Source organism: Rhizobium sp. BK049, from assembly GCF_014193135.1.
GTDB lineage: Bacteria > Pseudomonadota > Alphaproteobacteria > Rhizobiales > Rhizobiaceae > Rhizobium.
In genome coordinates this window covers 133,909-150,927 of the sequence record NZ_JACHYV010000009.1, presented here as the reverse complement: position 1 = coordinate 150,927, position 17,019 = coordinate 133,909, and the positions used below count along the sequence as shown (strand labels likewise).

Below are 17,019 nucleotides of genomic sequence, written 5' to 3'. Positions count from 1 at the left end.
CGGAAATTATGATGCATCAAGTGGAGTAGTTCGGAATGATGCGCTAAGCGAGAACAATCACGCGCCAAGGTCCGGCTGCGACAAACAGAGCGTCAGACGTCGCTGCGAACTGTGGGTCGGAAGTCAGCTTTTCTCAAGGGCCGACAGGCTGTCGCTGGAGGAGCGGGGTGCGCTTCAGGCGCAGCGCACGTTTCTCCAGGAGATGCCATGAAAGCCAGCCGAGCAACCACGCTGTCGGCAGCGAAAGGGCAAAGACGGCCCACCAGGTGCTGTACTGGCCGAGGGCATGGTTCATCACCTGCTCCACCGGCCAGCCATAGAGATAGGTCCCGTAGGAGATGTCGCCCAATCGTTCGAGAGTCGGCAGGCGAATGGAGGGCGAAGTCGCGATGTAGACAAGCGGATAGGCGAACAACATGCGGCCGTAAAGATAGCCGGGCCAGAAGACGAGGAAGAGCACGCCGAGCGCCGCGAAGACCAATGCCAGGACAATGCTGGGCTGCCGCTTTTCCATCACGAACCAGAGAAGCGAACCGCAGAAGAAATAGGGAGCGATAAAGGTGAAATCCGTCAGGAAGCGTATGTTTGGCCACGGATGATCGAAGAAAAGCTGCCATGTCACGCCCACGGCGACGGCAAGTGCCATGAGCGGGGCTCGCAGAAGCCCGATTGCCATCAATCCCGCGACGATCAGGTAGCAGAAGATTTCCTGCCCGATCGTCCAGAGAGAGCCGTTGACGGAGGTGGCGAGCCAGGAGATTGCCGGATCATAAAACTGCACATGCGGCAGGGTCATGCCAAAGTTCGGGTCGAGCAGCGAATGCAACGCCGTCTTCAGATGAAGCGATGTCAGCAAGTAGCCACTGACGCCCAACGGGCTGAACAGGGCGCCCAGGACGTAGACGCTGAGCAGGGTGCAGACGATGAACGCCGGGTATATTCTCAGCGCCCGCCGCCAGAGAAAACCACCCGCGCTGCCGAACTGCGCGCTCTGCGTGACGAGGAAGCCGCTGGTGATGAAAAACACATAGACGCCGAATAGGCCGAGGATATTGCCCTCTCCGAACAACCGCTCGAAGGGCTCGTTCGCCGAGGTCTTTTCCACGATAAGGAAGGCGTGCGAGAAGATCACCGTCGAGGCTGCGACGAGCCTGATCATGTTGAAGTTCGGGTAAAATGCCTTCTTGCCATCGCCCCCGTGCATGCGAAACCTCCGGCGCTTCCAAAGCTAACAAACCATTAAGGGGAGTTTGGAATGTTGTCACGAGCCGGTGTGAAAACGCGGCTGAGCTGAGATACTCTCCGATCCAACCCAAATGCGCCTCTGACAGGTGGCTCAGCTCGGTCCGGCGACCAGGGCGTAGGATGGCGAGGGTTCCGGCACGCGTAGTACCCGCTGTTGTCACCGGTGCAGCAGCGGCCGCAGCGCCGCCTGCGCCGCCTGCAGAAGCTTGAGATAACGCGCCTTCATATCGGCCGCCGGAACGAGGGCGGCCGGGGCGCCGATATTGATCGCCGCGATTGTTTCGCCGCGGTCGTTTTCAACGGGCACGGCAATCGAGCAGAGGCCGATCTCCAGCTCCTGATCGATGACGGCGTAGCCTTCTGCGCGCACCCGGCGGAATTCTTCGATCAGTTCGTCCGGATCGGTTTTGGTATTGGCCGTGTTCTGCTTCAGCTCGCTACTGGCCAGGATGGCGCGCGCCTCGGTCTCCGATAGGGCCGCCAGCAGCACCCGGCCCATCGAGGCGCAATAGGCGGGCAGGCGGCTGCCGGGGGTCAGATTGATCGACATGACCCTTCGTTGCGCGGCGCGAGCGATGTAGACGATCTCGGTGCCGTCGAGCACCGAGGCCGAGGCGCTCTGGCCGGACTTTTCCGAGAGAAGGTCGAGATGCGGCTGCAGGAGCGCCGGCAGCGGCGTTGCGGCGAGATAGGCATGGCCGAGCCGCAGGATCTTCGGCGTCAGCGTGAAGAACTTGCCGTCATAATCGGCATAGCCGAGCTCGGCGAGCGTCAGCAGCGAACGCCGCACCGTGGCGCGGTCGAGCCCGGTCAGCTTCGCGGCTTCCGCGATCGACAGCCGCTGCCGCGTTTCGCCGAAGGCCTCGATGACTTTCAGGCCGCGGTCAAAGCCGCTGACGAAATCCGTTTCGCGCATGGATTCGATCCTCCGCCAGCATTGTGTGCGATATACGAACAAATGTCAAATATCGCACAAAATATCTTGCGGCTGCTCCTGCGGCGGTATACTTCTGACAGCAGACGGGCTGAGGAGATCCCATGGACAAGACAATCGCGAGCACGGCTGAGGCCGTCTCCGAGATCCGCGACGGCGCGACGGTCATGATCGGCGGCTTCGGCGGCTCGGGCGCGCCGATCGAGCTGATCCATGCCTTGATCGACAAGGGTCCGAAAAACCTGACCGTGATCAACAACAATGCCGGCAACGGCCGCATCGGCATTGCCGCGATGATCGATGCCGGCCTGGTCCGGAAGATGATCTGCTCGTTTCCGCGCTCCTCGGATCCGCGCGCCTTCACCGAAAAATACCTGGCCGGCGAGATCGAGCTCGAGCTGGTGCCGCAGGGCACGCTCGCCGAGCGCATCCGGGCCGGCGGCGCCGGCATTCCGGCCTTTTATACGCCGACCGGCTACGGCACCGAACTCGCGGAAGGCAAGGTCATAGCCGAATTCGACGGCCGCCATTATGTGCAGGAGCGCTGGCTGAAAGCCGATTTCGCGATCGTCAAGGCTGCGGTCGGCGATGTCCACGGCAACCTCACCTACAACAAGGCAGGCCGCAATTTTAATCCGCTGATGTGCATGGCGGCCGCCAGGACGATCGCCCAGGTCTCGTCGATCGTGCCGGCCGGCGGCATCGATCCCGAGCATGTCGTCACCCCCGGCATCTTCGTCGACCGTCTCGTCGCCGTGCCCCATCCGCAGCAGGAAGAAGAGCTCATCCGAGCCGGAGTGGTCTACGTATGACCGTCGATATCAGGGACGACATCAAACTTTCCAATGCGCAGATCGCCTGGCGCGCCGCGCAGGACATTGCCGACGGCGCCTATGTCAATCTCGGCATCGGCTTTCCCGAAATGGTCGCCCGCTATCAGCCGCCCGGCCGTCAGGCGATCTTCCACACCGAAAACGGCATCCTCAATTTTGGCGAGCCGCCAGCCGAAGGTGAAGAGGACTGGGATCTGATCAACGCCGGCAAGAAGGCGGTGACGCTGAAGCCGGGGGCGGCCTTCTTCCACCACGCCGACAGCTTCGCCATGGTGCGCGGCGGCCATCTCGACGTCGCGATCCTCGGCGCCTATCAGGTCGCGGAGAATGGGGATCTTGCCAATTGGCGGGTCGGCAGCAAGGGCGTGCCGGCCGTCGGCGGCGCCATGGACCTGGTGCATGGCGCCAAGCAGGTCTGCGTCATCACCGAACACGTCACCAAGACAGGCGAACCGAAGCTGGTGGAGAAATGCACCTTCCCGCTGACCGGCGTCGCCTGCATCACCCGCGTCTATACGAGCTACGCCGTCATCAACATCGTCGAGGGACGCTTCGTCCTGCGCGAGAAGCTCGCAGCCATCTCGCTGGAAGAACTGCAGGCGATGACCGGCGCGCGACTGCACGTCGAGGGCCCGGTGGCCGATCTCGTCGTTCCGAAACTCTAAGGAAACAGCCATGACCGAAGCCTTCGTCTGCGACTATATCAGGACGCCGATCGGCCGCTTCGCCGGCTCACTTTCCCAAGTGCGCGCCGACGATCTCGGCGCCATTCCGCTGACGGCGCTGATGGCGCGCAACGGCGGCGTCGACTGGGAAGCGGTTGACGACGTGATCTTCGGCTGCGCCAACCAGGCGGGCGAGGACAACCGCAATGTCGCCCGCATGTCGGCGCTCTTGGCCGGCTTGCCGATCGCGGTGCCGGGCACGACGATCAACCGGCTCTGCGGCTCCGGCATGGATGCAGTGATGACGGCGGCGCGCGCCATCCGCGCCGGCGAGGCGGAACTGATGCTCGCCGGTGGCGTCGAGAGCATGTCGCGCGCGCCCTTCGTCATGCCGAAGGCCGAGACGGCCTTTTCGCGGGCCGCCGAAATTCACGACACGACGATCGGCTGGCGCTTCGTCAACCCGCTGATGAAGAAGCAGTATGGCGTCGATTCCATGCCGGAGACGGGCGAGAACGTCGCCGCCGACTATCATGTCAGCCGCGCCGATCAGGACGCCTTCGCGCTGCGCAGCCAGGCGAAGGCGGCGGCAGCCCAGGCGAGCGGACGGTTGGCCAAGGAGATCGTCCCGGTCACCATTCCCCAGCGCAAGGGTGAGTCCATCGTCGTCGAGAAGGACGAGCATCCGCGCGCGACGACGATCGAGGCTCTGGCGAAGCTCGCCACCCCTTTCAAGAAGGAAGGAGGCACGGTGACGGCGGGCAATGCTTCAGGCGTCAATGACGGGGCGGCGGCGCTGATCGTCGCTTCAGAAGCCGCGGCGCGAAAATACGGCTTGACGCCGATCGCCCGCATCCTCGGAGGTGCTGCCGCCGCGGTTCCGCCGCGGGTCATGGGCATCGGGCCGATCCCGGCCTCACGCAAGCTGATGGCGCGGCTCGGCATGATACAGGACCAGTTCGACGTGATCGAGCTCAACGAGGCCTTCGCCAGCCAGGGGCTGGCGGTGCTGCGTGAACTCGGCATTGCCGATGACGACCGGCGGGTGAACCGCAATGGCGGCGCGATTGCGCTCGGCCATCCCTTGGGCATGTCGGGGGCCCGCATCACCGGCACGGCGGCGCTGGAACTTGCCGAAACCGGCGGCCGGTATTCGCTGTCGACCATGTGCATCGGTGTGGGGCAGGGGATTGCGATCGCGCTCGAAAGAGTGTGAGAACGCAGCGCCTGTTGCGCGCCATATCGGGCTTCTGTAAAAATCGGGCATGCTGATCCGACCCGCAGCCAATAACGACCGAAGCGCCATCGGGCGGATCATCGGTCCGACGATCCGCGCCGGTGAGACCTATGCGCTCGACCGCGATCTCTCCGAAGCAGACGCGCTCGCCTATTGGATGGGAGCGGACCGCGAGACCTTCGTGGCGGAAGAGGACGGCGTCATCCTCGGCACTTACTACATCAAGGCCAATCAGTCGGGCGGCGGGCGCCACGTCTGCAATTGCGGCTACATGACCGATGCCGCCGCGAGCGGCCGCGGCGTCGCCCGCCGCATGCACGAACATTCGCTCGAGCATGCCCGGTCACGGGGCTTTCGGGCCATGCAGTTCAATTTCGTCGTCAGCAGCAATCGCCGCGCGGTCGCGCTGTGGCAATCCCTCGGCTTCGAAATCGTCGGCCGGCTGCCCGGCGTCTTCCTGCATCCAACCGAGAGTTATGTTGACGCCTTGGTGATGTTCCGCACGCTCTAAACGGCCGGTGGAAAAAAGATGTGACGGCGCTGTCGAAATCGCGGTGCTTCGAACGTCTTTAATCGCAAGGCGCGGAAAGTGGCCGACCGGCTGCACGCGTCGCGATCACTCTGTCGGCATGGAGGTATGAAGCCATGAGTGTTTCCTATCGTTGGGTCATCGTCGCCGTCGGCGCCCTGATGTCGTGCGTCGCCATCGGCGCAATGTTCTCGCTGGCGATTTTCCAGGAGCCGATCGCCACCGCCACCGGCTGGTCGCATGTCGGGATCGCCAGCGCCATGACGCTGAATTTCCTCGTCATGGGTCTCGGCGGTTTCCTCTGGGGTGCGGCGAGCGACCGTTTCGGCCCTCGCATCGTCGTGCTGGTCGGGTCCGTGCTGCTCGGCCTGGCCTTGGTGCTCGCCAGCCGCGCCGTAACACTCATCGAATTCCAGCTGACCTACGGCATTCTGGTCGGACTGGCCGCCAGCGCTTTCTTCGCGCCGATGATCGCGGCGACCACCGCCTGGTTCGACGTGAACCGCGGGCTTGCCGTGTCGCTCGTCTCCGCCGGCATGGGGGTGGCGCCGATGACGATTTCGCCTTTCGCGCGCTGGCTGATCTCGGCCTATGAATGGCGCCCCGCCATGTTGATCATCGGCATTGCCACCTGGGTGCTGCTGGTGCCGGCCGCCCTGCTGGTCAGGCGCCCGCCTGCCGAAGCCGTCGATGCCGGCACCGAATTTGCCGCGGCGGGCGCCCGGCCACAGCTCTCGAAAGTCTTCCGGTCACCGCAATTCATCGTGCTTGGCCTCACCTTTTTTGCCTGCTGTGCGGCGCATTCCGGCCCGATCTTCCACATGGTGAATTATGCGACGATCTGCGGCGTCGCACCGATGGCGGCCGTCAGCATCTACAGTGTCGAAGGCCTGGCGGGCCTCGGCGGCCGGCTGCTCTATGGCAGCCTCGCCGACAGGCTCGGCGTGAAGCCGGTCCTCGTCGCCGGCCTGCTGGTGCAGGCGGGCGCATTGGCGACCTATCTGCTGGTCAGCGAGCTGACGGAGTTCTATGCGCTCGCCATCGTCTTTGGCAGCGCCTATGGCGGGGTCATGCCGCTCTATGCGGTGCTGGCGCGGGAATATTTCGGCCAGCGCATCATCGGCACCGTGCTGGGTGCGGCGACGATGCTCTCCAGCCTCGGCATGGCCTTCGGCCCGCTGATCGGCGGCTGGATCTTCGATACCTTCGCCAACTATTCCTGGCTGTTCATCGGCTCGGCCATGGTCGGGCTCGGGGCAGCGGCGATCGCGCTCGCATTTCCGCCGCTTGTCCGCCGCGAACAGGAGGCGGTCTTGGGCGTGTCTTCTTGAGGGTGGAGATCGGCGAGGTCCGCCCCTCATCCGCCTGCCGGCACCGACCGGGTCGAGCCACGGGTCTCGACCCGTCCTTCGGACCCCCGCACGCGGGGCGAAGGGACCATGTCGCAGTCTCCATTCTCCTCTGACCTCTCGCGTGGCACGTCCCCTCGCCCCGTTTACGGGGAGAGGGTTAGGGTGAGGGGCAGCCAAGCCGTCCGAACCCACTAGCCATGTCATCACCCACGAGCCAAATCTCCCGCTTTCGTGCATTGCCCTTCGCCGATTTCGGCTGATAGACTTCCCCCGTCTGTTTCATCACCTATGTCCTTGGTTTTTCGGGAGGCTTCTTGGCCATGACAGAACTTGCTCAATTGCTCGCATCCATCAGACTGCCGGATCTCGCCGGCAAGGCCGTGCTGATCACCGGCGCCTCGACCGGGATCGGCGCGGCGCTCGCCCGCGCCTTTGCGGCTCAAGGGGCCAAGGTCGGGGTGCATTACAATGCCAGCCGTGAGCCGGCCGAGAAGCTCGCAGAAGAAATCCGCGCCGCCGGCGGCACCGTGCATCTGATCCAGGGCGACGTGTCGAGGGAGGGGGAGACGGAGCGTGTCGTCGAGGAGACGGCGAAGACCTTCGGCCATCTCGACGGGCTCATCAATAATGCCGGCGGCATGCTGGGGCGTAAGCCGACTTCCGAATATACAGACGCCCATTATGCCGCGGTGATGGACCTCAATGCCCGCTCGGTGCTGGCGGCGACGCGCGCGGCCCATCCCTGGCTGAAGAAACAGGGCGGCTTCATCATCAACACCACATCGATCGCCGCCCGCAACGGCGGCGGCAATGGCGCGGTCCTCTACGCCGCCTCCAAGGGCTTCGTCTCGACCATCACGCGCGGCCATGCGAAGGAGTTCGTCGCCGACAGGATCCGCGTCAACGCGGTGGCGCCGGGTGTCATCGCCACGCCTTTCCACGAGCGTTATACCAATGATGAGCAGATGGAGCTGCAGCGCAGATCGATCCCGATGGGCTTCGTCGGCACATCTGAGGATTGCGTCGGAGCCTATCTCTTCCTCGCTTCGCCGACGCTCTCGGGCTACATCACCGGCCAGGTCATCGAGGTCAACGGCGGCCAGCTGATGCCGTAGACGCCTCGATCGGCAAACGACAGCGTCCGCTTTCCCCGGGGCTACGGAACTTTCGAACCACCTTCACGTTTCCCGCTTGGTCTTTTCATCAGGCGGGGCGCCATGAGCTTTTCATTTTCGGAACTCGACTTCCTCAAGCCGGAGCTGGGGGCGGAGTATACGGGTTCCGGCACTCATTTCGCCGTCTTCTCGGCGCATGCGGAACAGATCGAGCTCTGCCTGTTTTCCCCCGACGGAAAGGATGAGATTGCCCGGCTGCCCCTGCCCAAACGCGAGGGCGACATCTGGTCGGGCTATATCGCCGGTATCGAACCGGGCACCGTCTACGGCTATCGCGCCCATGGCCCCTATGATCCGGGCGCCGGCCATCGCTTCAATCCGAACAAGCTGCTGCTCGATCCCTATGCCAAGCAGGTGACGGGCGAGCTGCAATGGCATGATGCGCTGTTCGGCTATCGGATCGGTGAGGACGATCTGACCTTCGACGACCGCGACAGTGCGCCCTTCATGGTCAAGGGCGTCGTGCAGGATCCTGATTTCGACTGGGCGGGGGAAGAGGCGATCCGCCGGCCCTGGACCGATACCATCATCTACGAAGCGCACGTGCGCGGCCTGACGATGACGCATCCGAAAGTGCCCGACCGGCTGCGCGGGACCTTTCTCGGCATGTGCAGCGATCCGATCATCGATCATCTCGTCAAACTCGGCATTTCCGCGATCGAGCTGCTGCCGATCCAGTATTTCCTCGACGACCGCTATCTTATTGAAAAGAAGCTAAGGAACTATTGGGGCTATCAGACGCTCGGCTTCTTCGCGCCACAGGCGCGCTACCTGTCGAGTGACAAGATCACCGAGATCAAGACCATGGTGAAGAGGTTCCATGCGGCCGGGATCGAGGTCATCATGGACGTGGTCTACAATCATACGGCCGAAGGCAGCGAGAAAGGGCCGACGCTGTCCTTCCGCGGGCTCGACAATGCGAGCTATTACATCCTCTCTCCCGATGATCCCCGCCATACCTTCGATACGACGGGAACCGGCAACACGCTCAATGTCGCCAATCCGATGGTGATGCGCATGGTGCTCGACAGCCTGCGCTATTGGGTCGGCGTCATGCATATCGACGGTTTCCGTTTCGATCTTGCCAGCACACTCGGGCGACAGGATCTGGAATTCGACCGCCAGGGGCTGTTCTTCGGCGCCATTCGCCAGGATCCGATCCTTGCCGGCGTCAAGCTGATCGCCGAACCTTGGGATATCGGCGCGGGCGGCTATCAGGTCGGCGGTTTCCCGCACCCCTTCCGTGAGTGGAACGACAAGTTCCGCGACGACGTGCGCCGTTTCTGGAAGGGCGACGGCGGCATGGTTTCGGAGCTGGCGGCGCGCATCACCGGTTCGGCGCCGCAATTCAACCATTCCGATCGGGGCGCGACCTCCTCGATCAATCTTCTGTCGGCTCATGACGGCTTCACGCTGATGGATACGGTTTCCTTCGACGGCAAGCACAACGAGGCGAACGGCGAAGATAACAGGGACGGGCATTCGGATAATCATTCCGACAATATGGGCTTCGAGGGCGCCACCGATGATGCCGATATTAACGCGGCACGCGCACGCCGCCGCCGCAACATGATGGCGACGCTGATGCTTTCGCAGGGCGTGCCGATGATCCTGGCCGGCGACGAGCTCGGCAATAGCCAAGGCGGCAACAACAATGCTTATTGCCAGGACAATGAGATCGGCTGGACGAGTTGGGATGGGCTCGAGGATCCCTTCCTCGATTTCTGCAGGCAGGCGGTCGCCTTCCGCAAGGCCCATCCCGTCCTGCGCCAGGAGCGGTTCCTGACCGGTGAGACCACCGAGGACGGGCGCATCGAGATCGCCTGGTACAAGCCGGACGGTAATTTCATGGACGATGCGGCCTGGAACGACGATGGATTGCAGGTCCTCGGCGTGTACTTCTCGAAGAGCGTGCACGCACTCGATACAGAGAAGATGGATGACCTCTTCCTCGTCTTCAACGCCGGCAGTGATTGCGAAGTTCATCTGCCCATCGTGAACGGACTGAAACAGTGGTCACGGGTTCTCGACACCGGAGCTGAGACCGGTGCTTTCGATGTACACGACGAGGTCAATCCCGTCATGGTCTATACCCAGAGCGTGGCCGTCTTCGCGCCAACAGGCCAGACCCAACCGCCGGAAGGGGCGACCAAAGCCCAGCGGCGCCGGTGGTTTCAGCTCGGCCGCTGGGGCAAATAGCAGGTCGCCAACAGCATGAATGCCGAAACAATTACCGAACTTGGCCTAATCTATGTCAGCGATACCGAACCGGGCATCCGCAGGCGAAGGAAAGGCAAGGGCTTCAGCTATGTGATGCCTGACGGTACAACGCTTTCCGATGAATCACAGCGGGCACGCATCGGCGCGCTCGGACTGCCGCCAGCCTACGAGAATGTCTGGATCTGTCTCTACGAGAACGGTCATCTGCAAGCGACCGGCATCGATGCGCGCGGGCGCAAGCAATACCGCTATCACAAGGACTGGCAATCGTTCCGCAGTGCCGGGAAGTTCTACCAGCTGATCGAATTCGGTCAGGCGCTGCCGAAGATCCGCCGCACCGTACTGCGGCATCTCGATACCGGTGCCGAGGATGTCAACGGCGTTTTGGCTGCTCTGACGACACTGCTCGACGAGGCGCATCTGCGGGTCGGCAATCAGGCCTATGTCAGGGAGAACGGCACCTATGGCGCGACGACGCTCTTGAAGCGGCATCTGAAAATCGTCGACGGGCGGATCGAGCTCAAATTTCGGGCCAAGGGCGGCAAGCGCGTCCAGCGCAGTCTCAAGCATCCCAGGCTGCAGAAAATCCTGGAAGAGATTTCCGACCTTCCCGGCCGCCAACTCTTCGTCTGGAAGGATGAAAGCGGCGTGCTGAAACCGGTCGACTCCGGCCGGCTGAATGCCTATTTGGCCGAAATATCGGGCATTCCGATCTCCGCCAAGACCTTCCGCACCTGGGCCGGATCGCTGGCGGCCTTCGGGGTCGCCCGCGAAAGGATCGTCGGCGGCGGACGGCCGACGGTGAAGGAAATGTCGGAGGCTGCGGCCGAGGCGCTGCACAATACGCCGGCGATCTCGCGCTCGAGCTATATCCATCCGGCAATCATCGCGCTGGCGGGCAATGATCATCCTTTGATCGAGGGCGGCAGCGAGCCGCTGCGGGGCTTGCGGGCCGAAGAAAACAGGCTGCTTGATTTCCTCATACGCGAGACCGAGGGATCTCTTCAGCTCGCGGCGTCCAGTTCTGGATAGTGCCTGAAAATCCCTTCCTCGTTGAAGGCGAGGCGGCGAGGGGAGGCGAGATAACGGGCGATGTTCGGCCGCTTCGCCACCGCATCATGAAGGGCAAGGAGAGCGGGGTATTCGGCCTTGCTCTTCTTCATGGCCTTGGGAAAGGCATAGGTGAGGCCCTCGATCACCTGAAAAAGCGAGAGGTCGACATAGGTGACCGCATTGCCGACTATATGATCGGCGCCTTTCGGATTGCGCTTCAGAACGCGCTCGAAATAACCGAGGAATTTGGGAATGCGGTCGCGGATGAATGCGGCCGAACGGACTTTGGCTTCCTGCCTCTGGTCCTCATAATAAAGCGACACGTCGATCGGATGGTGGGTATCGTGCACTTCGGCAACGAAATCGGTGATGGTGAGCTGCAGGCCGTTGGCGACGTAGCGAAGGCTTTCGTCCTCCGGCGCAAGGCCGAGCTTCGGCCCGAGGTAAAACAGGATGTTGGCGACATGCGGGATAATGAGGTCGCCGTCCTTCAGGAAGGGCGGAGCGAAAGGAATGTGCGGCTCGCCTTCGCTCTTCATGATCTCGAGCATGGCGCCCGTTCCCCGGCCGGGCTGACGCGTGACGTCGACATAGTCGGCGCCGGCTTCCTCCAGCGCCAAGCGTACGAATTCGCCGCGGCCTTGGATGCCGTCCCAATAATAAAGCTCATATGCCATGCTCAACGCCTCGATTGACGACCGAAGTCTTTTCGCAGTTCATCCTTGGCCTTTTCAAGGGTGCCGCGCCGCTTTTTCGACAGCTGCTCGCCAGCGCGGTTGATGTAGAAGGTCAGCATCGACATGGCAGCGCGAAACGGGCTGGACTTGCGGCGATCGCTCTCCTCGGCGGAGCGCTTGATCGAGCGGGCGATCTCCTTCGGATCGTCCGATTTGAACACGCCTTCCTTGAGGTCCATCGCGTTGCTGTGTTCGGTAACGTCCTGCGACCATTTCTTCTTCGATTTGGCCATGACAAAAATCCTTGCCGGACGGACTGGCGACAAACTGGCGCCTGCCGTCCTCTTCTCGATTGGTTGGAGCATGGTGCCGCCCGAGACCGCTCACACCCTTCGGCACATGTTTAGTGGTGGCTATGGTGCTCGTTGCGCTTGCGTGTCGCGGCCGCCTTCTTGGCGGAAGCGGAGCGTTCCTCCTTCGAGCGTGCCGCGGATGCAGCGCCGCCGGCCCGGCCGCCCCTTTTGGAGGATTCGTGCGTATCCTTCTTGCCGCGGCCGGAACCGGATTTGTTGCCGCCGCCGCTTTCCTTGTTGACGGTCGCCCAGGCGCGCCGTTCGGCCTCCTGCTCAGAGACGCCGCGCTCCTCGTAGCTCTCCTCGATGTGTTCGGCCTTGCGTTTCTGCTTGTCGGTATAGTCGGATTTGTCTCCTCGCGGCACCTTCGCCTCCTGTGGTTTGCAAAGCGCTCGAGCGCGATTTGTAAGAGAATCCAACCGGTGGGGAGGGGAAAAGTTCCCTATAGGGTCATTGTCCCAGATTCCGGAACAAAAGCCGATTTTGTCGGGTTTTCGATGGGCAAGCCTACTTAAGCCCGCATGCAGCAAGGAACCGAGAACATGGAAAAACACATCGTCAAAGCCGATGGAAACGGCACGATCGACGTGAACGGCCAGGTATCGCCGGTCACCTACACGGTCAGCTTCAAGCAAGGGAAGGGACATTCCTACGAGGTCGATATCCGCCTGATGGCGCCGCGCGACTGGCTGCTGCGGAGGGGTTTCAAGAGGGATGCCGTGCTTGTCAGCCAGAGCGGCGCCCGCATTCCCGTCTATCACAATGACGGTACTCGTTACGACGGCGGCAGCCATCACGATGGCGACCATCATGACGACGGCCGCCTCGATCCTGGCGACACGATCTCGATCGAATTGACGGCGCGCGACGACAGCTGCACCAGCGAGGTCGACCTGATGCGCAAATATCCCGAGTTCGACGGTGCGGTTAGGGCGGTTCAGCTTGGGAAAGCTGGACGGCTCTCTTGACCGCCCGGTCGAGCGCAGCGCTGGTGTAGGGTTTCATCAGCAGCACCGAGCCGGAGAAGCGAGCGGCGTCGGGCGGGTCGCTGTCGCCCGTGGCGAAGACCAGGCCGACGGAAGGAAAGGCTTCCCGCGCCTTGGCGGCGAAGGCCGAGCCCGACATGCCGGGCAGGCCGACGTCGACGACGATCACGTTGATGAGCGTGTGACCAAGGATATCAATGGCCTGTTCGCCGCTGCCCGCCTCGATGACGGCGTAGCCGAGATCCTGCAGGATTTCGGCGGTATCCATCCGGATGAATGCATCGTCTTCCACGAGCAGCAGCTTCAGCTTTCCGGCCGTGCCGGGAACCTTTGGATCGGGTTGCTTTGCATTGGACACCGGCGCATTGGCCTCTGCCTGGTGGCGTTGCGGCCGGTTGGCGAGCACCTGGCGGATCTTGCGGGCGAGCTCCTCGCGCGTATAGGGCTTGGAGAGCAGCTCCAGGCCTGGATCGAGCCTGCCGCCATGAACGATTGAGTTTTCCGTATAGCCCGAGGTGTAGAGCACGGCGATGTCGGGCAGGCGCTGTCGCGCCATGCGGGCAAGCTCCGGGCTGCGCAACGGACCGGGCATGACGACATCGGTAAAGAGCAGGTCGATGTGGGCACCGCTTTCGATGACGGTGAGGGCGCTTTGCGCATCCTTCGCCTTCAGCACGTAATAGCCGAGATCCGAGAGCATCTCGACGACCGTGGCGCGAACGCCCTCGTCGTCCTCGGCGACGAGGATGGTTTCGGTCCCACCGGTTGCTGGAAGGTTGTCGGCCGCCGCGGCGCGATCCTCGCTGCGCAACGAGCGGGCGAGGTAGAGTTTGACGGTCGTACCCTCGCCGATCTCGCTGTAGATCTTCACGTGACCGCCGGACTGCTTGACGAAACCGTAAACCATGGAGAGGCCGAGACCGGTGCCCTTGCCTTCCGGTTTTGTCGAAAAGAACGGCTCGAAGGCCTGCTCCATCACCTCTTGCGTCATGCCGGAGCCGGTATCGGTGACGGCGAGCACGACATATTGGCCGGCCTTCACCTCGGGATGGGTGCGGCTGTAGGAATCATCGAGGAAGGCGTTGCCGACCTCGATCGTCAGCTTGCCGACACCACCCATTGCGTCGCGCGAGTTGATCGCGAGGTTGAGCAGGGCGTTCTCGATCTGGGCAGGATCGGCGAAGGTGTTCCAGAGGCCGCCGGAGACGATGGTCTCCACTTCGATTTCCTCGCCGAGCGCGCGACGCAGCATGTCATCCATGCCGGTGACCAGGCGGCCGATATTGACGACCTTCGGTTCCAGCGCCTGGCGGCGGCCGAAGGCGAGCAGCTGGCTTGCCAGTCGCGAGCCGCGTTCGACGGCGGCAAGCGCATTCGAAATGCGCTCTCTGGCCCGGCCATTTTCCGCCACGTCCTTGCCGAGAAGCTGCAGATTGCCCGAGATAACCTGCAGCAGATTATTGAAGTCATGGGCAACGCCGCCGGTGAGCTTGCCGATCGATTCCATCTTCTGCGATTGCCGGAGCGCTGCTTCAGCCTGTTGGCGATCCGCGATCTCGGCCGCGACCCGGACCTCGAGCATATCGTTGAGTTTGCGCAGCTGATCTTCCATGTGGCGGCGCTGGTCGATTTCGATTTTGGCGGCACGGAACAGCCGGATATTGTCGATTGCGACCGCCGATTGGCCGGCAAGGCTGACGAGGCTCGCCTCGGCGGCTTGAGAGAAGCGGCCGGGTTCGCCGTGGCCGAAAAACAAGCCGCCGATGACGCTGCCGTCGCGCGATTTCACCGGCACGGCAAGATAGCTTCTGACCGGCAAATGCCCTTTCGGCATGCCGGCATGCGGCGGATTCTGGCCGTAGCGCGGGTCGAGCAGAATGTCGTCGGAGCGCACGATGCCTTCACCGCTGAAGGTCGGCTCAAAGACCTTCGTATTGCGTGGCATCGGGAATTTCTCGAAGTTCTTCCGTTCTACGCCGGAGAGGGCATAAAGCATGTAGCTGCCGCCCTCGCCATCATCGACATTGTAGAAGAAGGCGCCGAATTCGGCGCCTGTCAGCGTCACACCCGCATCGACGACAATCTGGGTGAGGCGTTCGACATCGGGCTCGACGGTGATAGCGGCGCCCGCCTGGTTGACGACGGCAAGCGCCTCCGATTTGGCGCGCAGTTCTTCCAGCGCCAGCTTCTCGCCCCGCTTGGCCGCCACTTGGTCGGTGACGTCGAGGGTCGCGCAAAGGATGCCGGCGATGGCGCCGTCATCGTCGCGCAGCGGCGTATAGGAGAAGGTAAACCAGGTATCCTCGGTGCGGCCGTCCCGGCGCATCGGGATGAGCAGCTCCTTGAAGAGCTGCGGCCTGCCTTCAAGCGTGCTGGCGACGATCGGCGAGAACTGTTCCCAGATATCCGCCCAAACTTCGCGAAAGGGTCTTCCGAGTGCGCCAGGATGCCGGTCGGGGAAAACCGGCACGTAGGCATCGTTGTAGAGAAAGGCGAGATCCGGACCCCAGGCGACGAATTTCGGCTGGCGCGAATTCAACACCATTTCGGCGATATGCTTGAGAGACGCAGGCCAGCTTTCGGCCGGTCCGAGACCGGCGGCGTCAAAGGCCGGATGCCGCAACAATTCGCCGATTTTCCCGCCGCCTCTCGGCCAGCCGTTGCCGACGCTTCGCATTCAAAACCGCTTCCCTATCGCCACCGCGCCGGTGCGAGCGGCAGCGATTCAAAGTTCTACAGCATTTCTTGGGCGCCTGAAAAGATGCGCGGCGCCGTAAGGATTCAGCTCGTCCACCGTCAACATAGAGGCTTGCAATGGCGGGGAAAGGGTTCGGTTGAAATATGGTTGCCGCTCGGTATTCAGCGCTTTGTCATCGGGGCAAGTTCAGTGCTCGGTCTGCTGCTCGGCGACGACGCTCGCGAGCACCTCGTCGCTGCCGTTAGGGTAGATGGGAAGATCGAGCGTCACCGCCTCTTTCAACCCCTCGCGCTCGATCGTGAAGAACTTCCGGATACGTCCTTCACCGTTCTGCTCGCCGGACGGTTTTGCCTCTTTTGTCGAAACAAGACTGTGCTCGAAGCCCGCGGCGTCGGTCCCGGCGAAGGCCATCGTGCAGCTCTCGACAGCCTTCTCGCCAACCATACCCCTTCCAACGACGAGGGCTTCGAAGGGTGCCGCGCTGCCCGCCCCGGTGATCCAGCCGTCGAATGCCACGGGCTCCGAAAGAGGAAGAATGCTCAACACCATGTCGGCAGCAAGCGCCGGCCACTTGTTTCGGTGCGCGAGAGCGGTCGCGCGATCATACTGCGGTCCGCGGTCGAGGCAGCGATCGACGAAACGGTCGAACGCGGGCAGGCTATCGTCCGCAAGCGCGGTGGTGAAAGGCACGAACGCGATTGCTGCCGAAGCAAGTATACTCTGAAGTCTTCGCATCGCTTTGATCCTCATCGCGCGTTCAACCAATTCGCTATCTCGAGCACGAGGCCGGCCAGGCCGGCCGTCGCGCGCGAGACGGAGGCAAGCAATTGCGGATGCCTTCTCATCAGATAGAAGATCCCGTCCCGGAAAACCACCGCCACAAGAGCAACGGCGGATAAGGCAGGGCAACTCTCGTGGCGACGAACACCAACCCGGTGACGACAACCTAGTGGATCATCGCGAAGGTCATCACGAACAACGTAAGCGGGCATGGCACCAGGCCGGCGGCAAATTCTATTGGCAGGCCTTCACCGCTGGCCGGCAGGCAATCGCGCACTCGGC

General features: G+C 62.6%; 16 protein-coding genes. 9 read left to right on the top strand and 7 right to left on the bottom strand.

The features are described 5' to 3' along the window. Positions 1-133 precede the first annotated feature (133 nt). On the bottom strand, positions 134-1,204 hold the full coding sequence (locus FHT70_RS12300; protein ID WP_183701359.1) for an acyltransferase: 1,071 nt from the start codon (positions 1,202-1,204) through the stop codon (positions 134-136). Between the two features lie 198 nt (positions 1,205-1,402). Beyond that, positions 1,403-2,161: an IclR family transcriptional regulator C-terminal domain-containing protein gene (locus FHT70_RS12295; protein WP_183701356.1), complete on the bottom strand. Its 759-nt coding sequence runs from the start codon at positions 2,159-2,161 to the stop codon at positions 1,403-1,405. Between the two features lie 122 nt (positions 2,162-2,283). Between FHT70_RS12295 and FHT70_RS12290 the strand changes: the two genes are divergently transcribed. The 8 genes from FHT70_RS12290 (at position 2,284) to FHT70_RS12255 (ending at position 11,222) form a co-directional block, all read left to right on the top strand. Further along, positions 2,284-2,991 (top strand): 3-oxoacid CoA-transferase subunit A, encoded by a 708-nt coding sequence (locus FHT70_RS12290; protein ID WP_183701353.1) that lies wholly within the window; start codon positions 2,284-2,286, stop codon positions 2,989-2,991. Then, a complete protein-coding gene (locus FHT70_RS12285) occupies positions 2,988-3,677 on the top strand; it encodes a CoA transferase subunit B (RefSeq protein ID WP_183701350.1) in 690 nt (229 codons plus the stop codon). The genes FHT70_RS12290 and FHT70_RS12285 overlap by 4 nt, the downstream gene beginning before the upstream one ends. Positions 3,678-3,687: 10 nt before the next feature. Then, entirely contained in the window at positions 3,688-4,893 is a 1,206-nt protein-coding gene (gene pcaF / locus FHT70_RS12280) for a 3-oxoadipyl-CoA thiolase (protein WP_183701347.1), read from the top strand. A gap of 49 nt (positions 4,894-4,942) precedes the next feature. Next, a complete protein-coding gene (locus FHT70_RS12275) occupies positions 4,943-5,425 on the top strand; it encodes a GNAT family N-acetyltransferase (protein ID WP_183701344.1) in 483 nt (160 codons plus the stop codon). A gap of 134 nt (positions 5,426-5,559) precedes the next feature. Further along, positions 5,560-6,774: an MFS transporter gene (locus FHT70_RS12270; protein ID WP_183701341.1), complete on the top strand. Its 1,215-nt coding sequence runs from the start codon at positions 5,560-5,562 to the stop codon at positions 6,772-6,774. Between the two features lie 341 nt (positions 6,775-7,115). Next, the gene (locus FHT70_RS12265; protein WP_183701338.1) at positions 7,116-7,910 is read left to right on the top strand and encodes an SDR family NAD(P)-dependent oxidoreductase; all 795 of its coding nucleotides are present in this window, start codon (positions 7,116-7,118) and stop codon (positions 7,908-7,910) included. A 102-nt stretch (positions 7,911-8,012) separates the two neighbouring features. Continuing rightward, positions 8,013-10,169, top strand: coding sequence for a glycogen debranching protein GlgX (gene glgX, locus FHT70_RS12260; protein ID WP_183701335.1), 2,157 nt, complete (start codon positions 8,013-8,015; stop codon positions 10,167-10,169). Positions 10,170-10,184: 15 nt separating this feature from the next. After that, complete coding sequence (locus FHT70_RS12255; RefSeq protein ID WP_097600874.1) at positions 10,185-11,222, top strand: DNA topoisomerase IB; 1,038 nt, start codon at positions 10,185-10,187, stop codon at positions 11,220-11,222. Here the strand turns inward: FHT70_RS12255 and FHT70_RS12250 are convergent. The 3 genes from FHT70_RS12250 to FHT70_RS12240 all read right to left on the bottom strand — a co-directional run bounded on the left by FHT70_RS12250 (position 11,195) and on the right by FHT70_RS12240 (position 12,638). Beyond that, positions 11,195-11,920 carry a glutathione S-transferase gene (locus FHT70_RS12250; RefSeq protein ID WP_183701332.1) on the bottom strand — a complete coding sequence of 242 codons (726 nt, stop codon included), beginning with the start codon at positions 11,918-11,920 and terminating at the stop codon, positions 11,195-11,197. The two genes, FHT70_RS12255 and FHT70_RS12250, sit on opposite strands and share 28 nt — an antisense overlap. A 2-nt stretch (positions 11,921-11,922) precedes the next feature. Next, the gene (locus FHT70_RS12245; protein ID WP_183701329.1) at positions 11,923-12,213 is read right to left on the bottom strand and encodes a DUF3175 domain-containing protein; all 291 of its coding nucleotides are present in this window, start codon (positions 12,211-12,213) and stop codon (positions 11,923-11,925) included. 110 nt (positions 12,214-12,323) lie between these two features. Then, positions 12,324-12,638 (bottom strand): plasmid stabilization protein, encoded by a 315-nt coding sequence (locus FHT70_RS12240; protein WP_085781032.1) that lies wholly within the window; start codon positions 12,636-12,638, stop codon positions 12,324-12,326. 177 nt (positions 12,639-12,815) lie between these two features. On the opposite strand from FHT70_RS12240, the gene FHT70_RS12235 reads away from it, so the two are divergent. Continuing rightward, positions 12,816-13,241: a hypothetical protein gene (locus tag FHT70_RS12235; protein ID WP_183701326.1), complete on the top strand. Its 426-nt coding sequence runs from the start codon at positions 12,816-12,818 to the stop codon at positions 13,239-13,241. Here FHT70_RS12235 and FHT70_RS12230 read toward each other — a convergent pair. Together FHT70_RS12230 and FHT70_RS12225 are read right to left on the bottom strand one after the other, a co-directional pair. Beyond that, positions 13,201-15,936 carry a response regulator gene (locus FHT70_RS12230; protein ID WP_183701323.1) on the bottom strand — a complete coding sequence of 912 codons (2,736 nt, stop codon included), beginning with the start codon at positions 15,934-15,936 and terminating at the stop codon, positions 13,201-13,203. The genes FHT70_RS12235 and FHT70_RS12230 overlap by 41 nt on opposite strands. A 207-nt stretch (positions 15,937-16,143) precedes the next feature. After that, positions 16,144-16,722 carry a hypothetical protein gene (locus tag FHT70_RS12225; protein ID WP_246721815.1) on the bottom strand — a complete coding sequence of 193 codons (579 nt, stop codon included), beginning with the start codon at positions 16,720-16,722 and terminating at the stop codon, positions 16,144-16,146. Between the last annotated feature and the right edge of the window lie 297 nt (positions 16,723-17,019).

Coding starts and splice junctions, on each gene's coding strand:
- FHT70_RS12300 (WP_183701359.1), bottom strand. CDS start 1,204: ATGCACGGGGGCGATGGCAAGAAGGCATTTTACCCGAACTTCAACATG.
- FHT70_RS12285 (WP_183701350.1), top strand. CDS start 2,988: ATGACCGTCGATATCAGGGACGACATCAAACTTTCCAATGCGCAGATC.
- FHT70_RS12250 (WP_183701332.1), bottom strand. CDS start 11,920: ATGGCATATGAGCTTTATTATTGGGACGGCATCCAAGGCCGCGGCGAA.
- FHT70_RS12235 (WP_183701326.1), top strand. CDS start 12,816: ATGGAAAAACACATCGTCAAAGCCGATGGAAACGGCACGATCGACGTG.
- FHT70_RS12255 (WP_097600874.1), top strand. CDS start 10,185: ATGAATGCCGAAACAATTACCGAACTTGGCCTAATCTATGTCAGCGAT.
- FHT70_RS12265 (WP_183701338.1), top strand. CDS start 7,116: ATGACAGAACTTGCTCAATTGCTCGCATCCATCAGACTGCCGGATCTC.
- FHT70_RS12245 (WP_183701329.1), bottom strand. CDS start 12,213: ATGGCCAAATCGAAGAAGAAATGGTCGCAGGACGTTACCGAACACAGC.
- FHT70_RS12230 (WP_183701323.1), bottom strand. CDS start 15,936: ATGCGAAGCGTCGGCAACGGCTGGCCGAGAGGCGGCGGGAAAATCGGC.
- FHT70_RS12275 (WP_183701344.1), top strand. CDS start 4,943: ATGCTGATCCGACCCGCAGCCAATAACGACCGAAGCGCCATCGGGCGG.
- FHT70_RS12295 (WP_183701356.1), bottom strand. CDS start 2,161: ATGCGCGAAACGGATTTCGTCAGCGGCTTTGACCGCGGCCTGAAAGTC.
- FHT70_RS12270 (WP_183701341.1), top strand. CDS start 5,560: ATGAGTGTTTCCTATCGTTGGGTCATCGTCGCCGTCGGCGCCCTGATG.
- pcaF (WP_183701347.1), top strand. CDS start 3,688: ATGACCGAAGCCTTCGTCTGCGACTATATCAGGACGCCGATCGGCCGC.
- glgX (WP_183701335.1), top strand. CDS start 8,013: ATGAGCTTTTCATTTTCGGAACTCGACTTCCTCAAGCCGGAGCTGGGG.
- FHT70_RS12290 (WP_183701353.1), top strand. CDS start 2,284: ATGGACAAGACAATCGCGAGCACGGCTGAGGCCGTCTCCGAGATCCGC.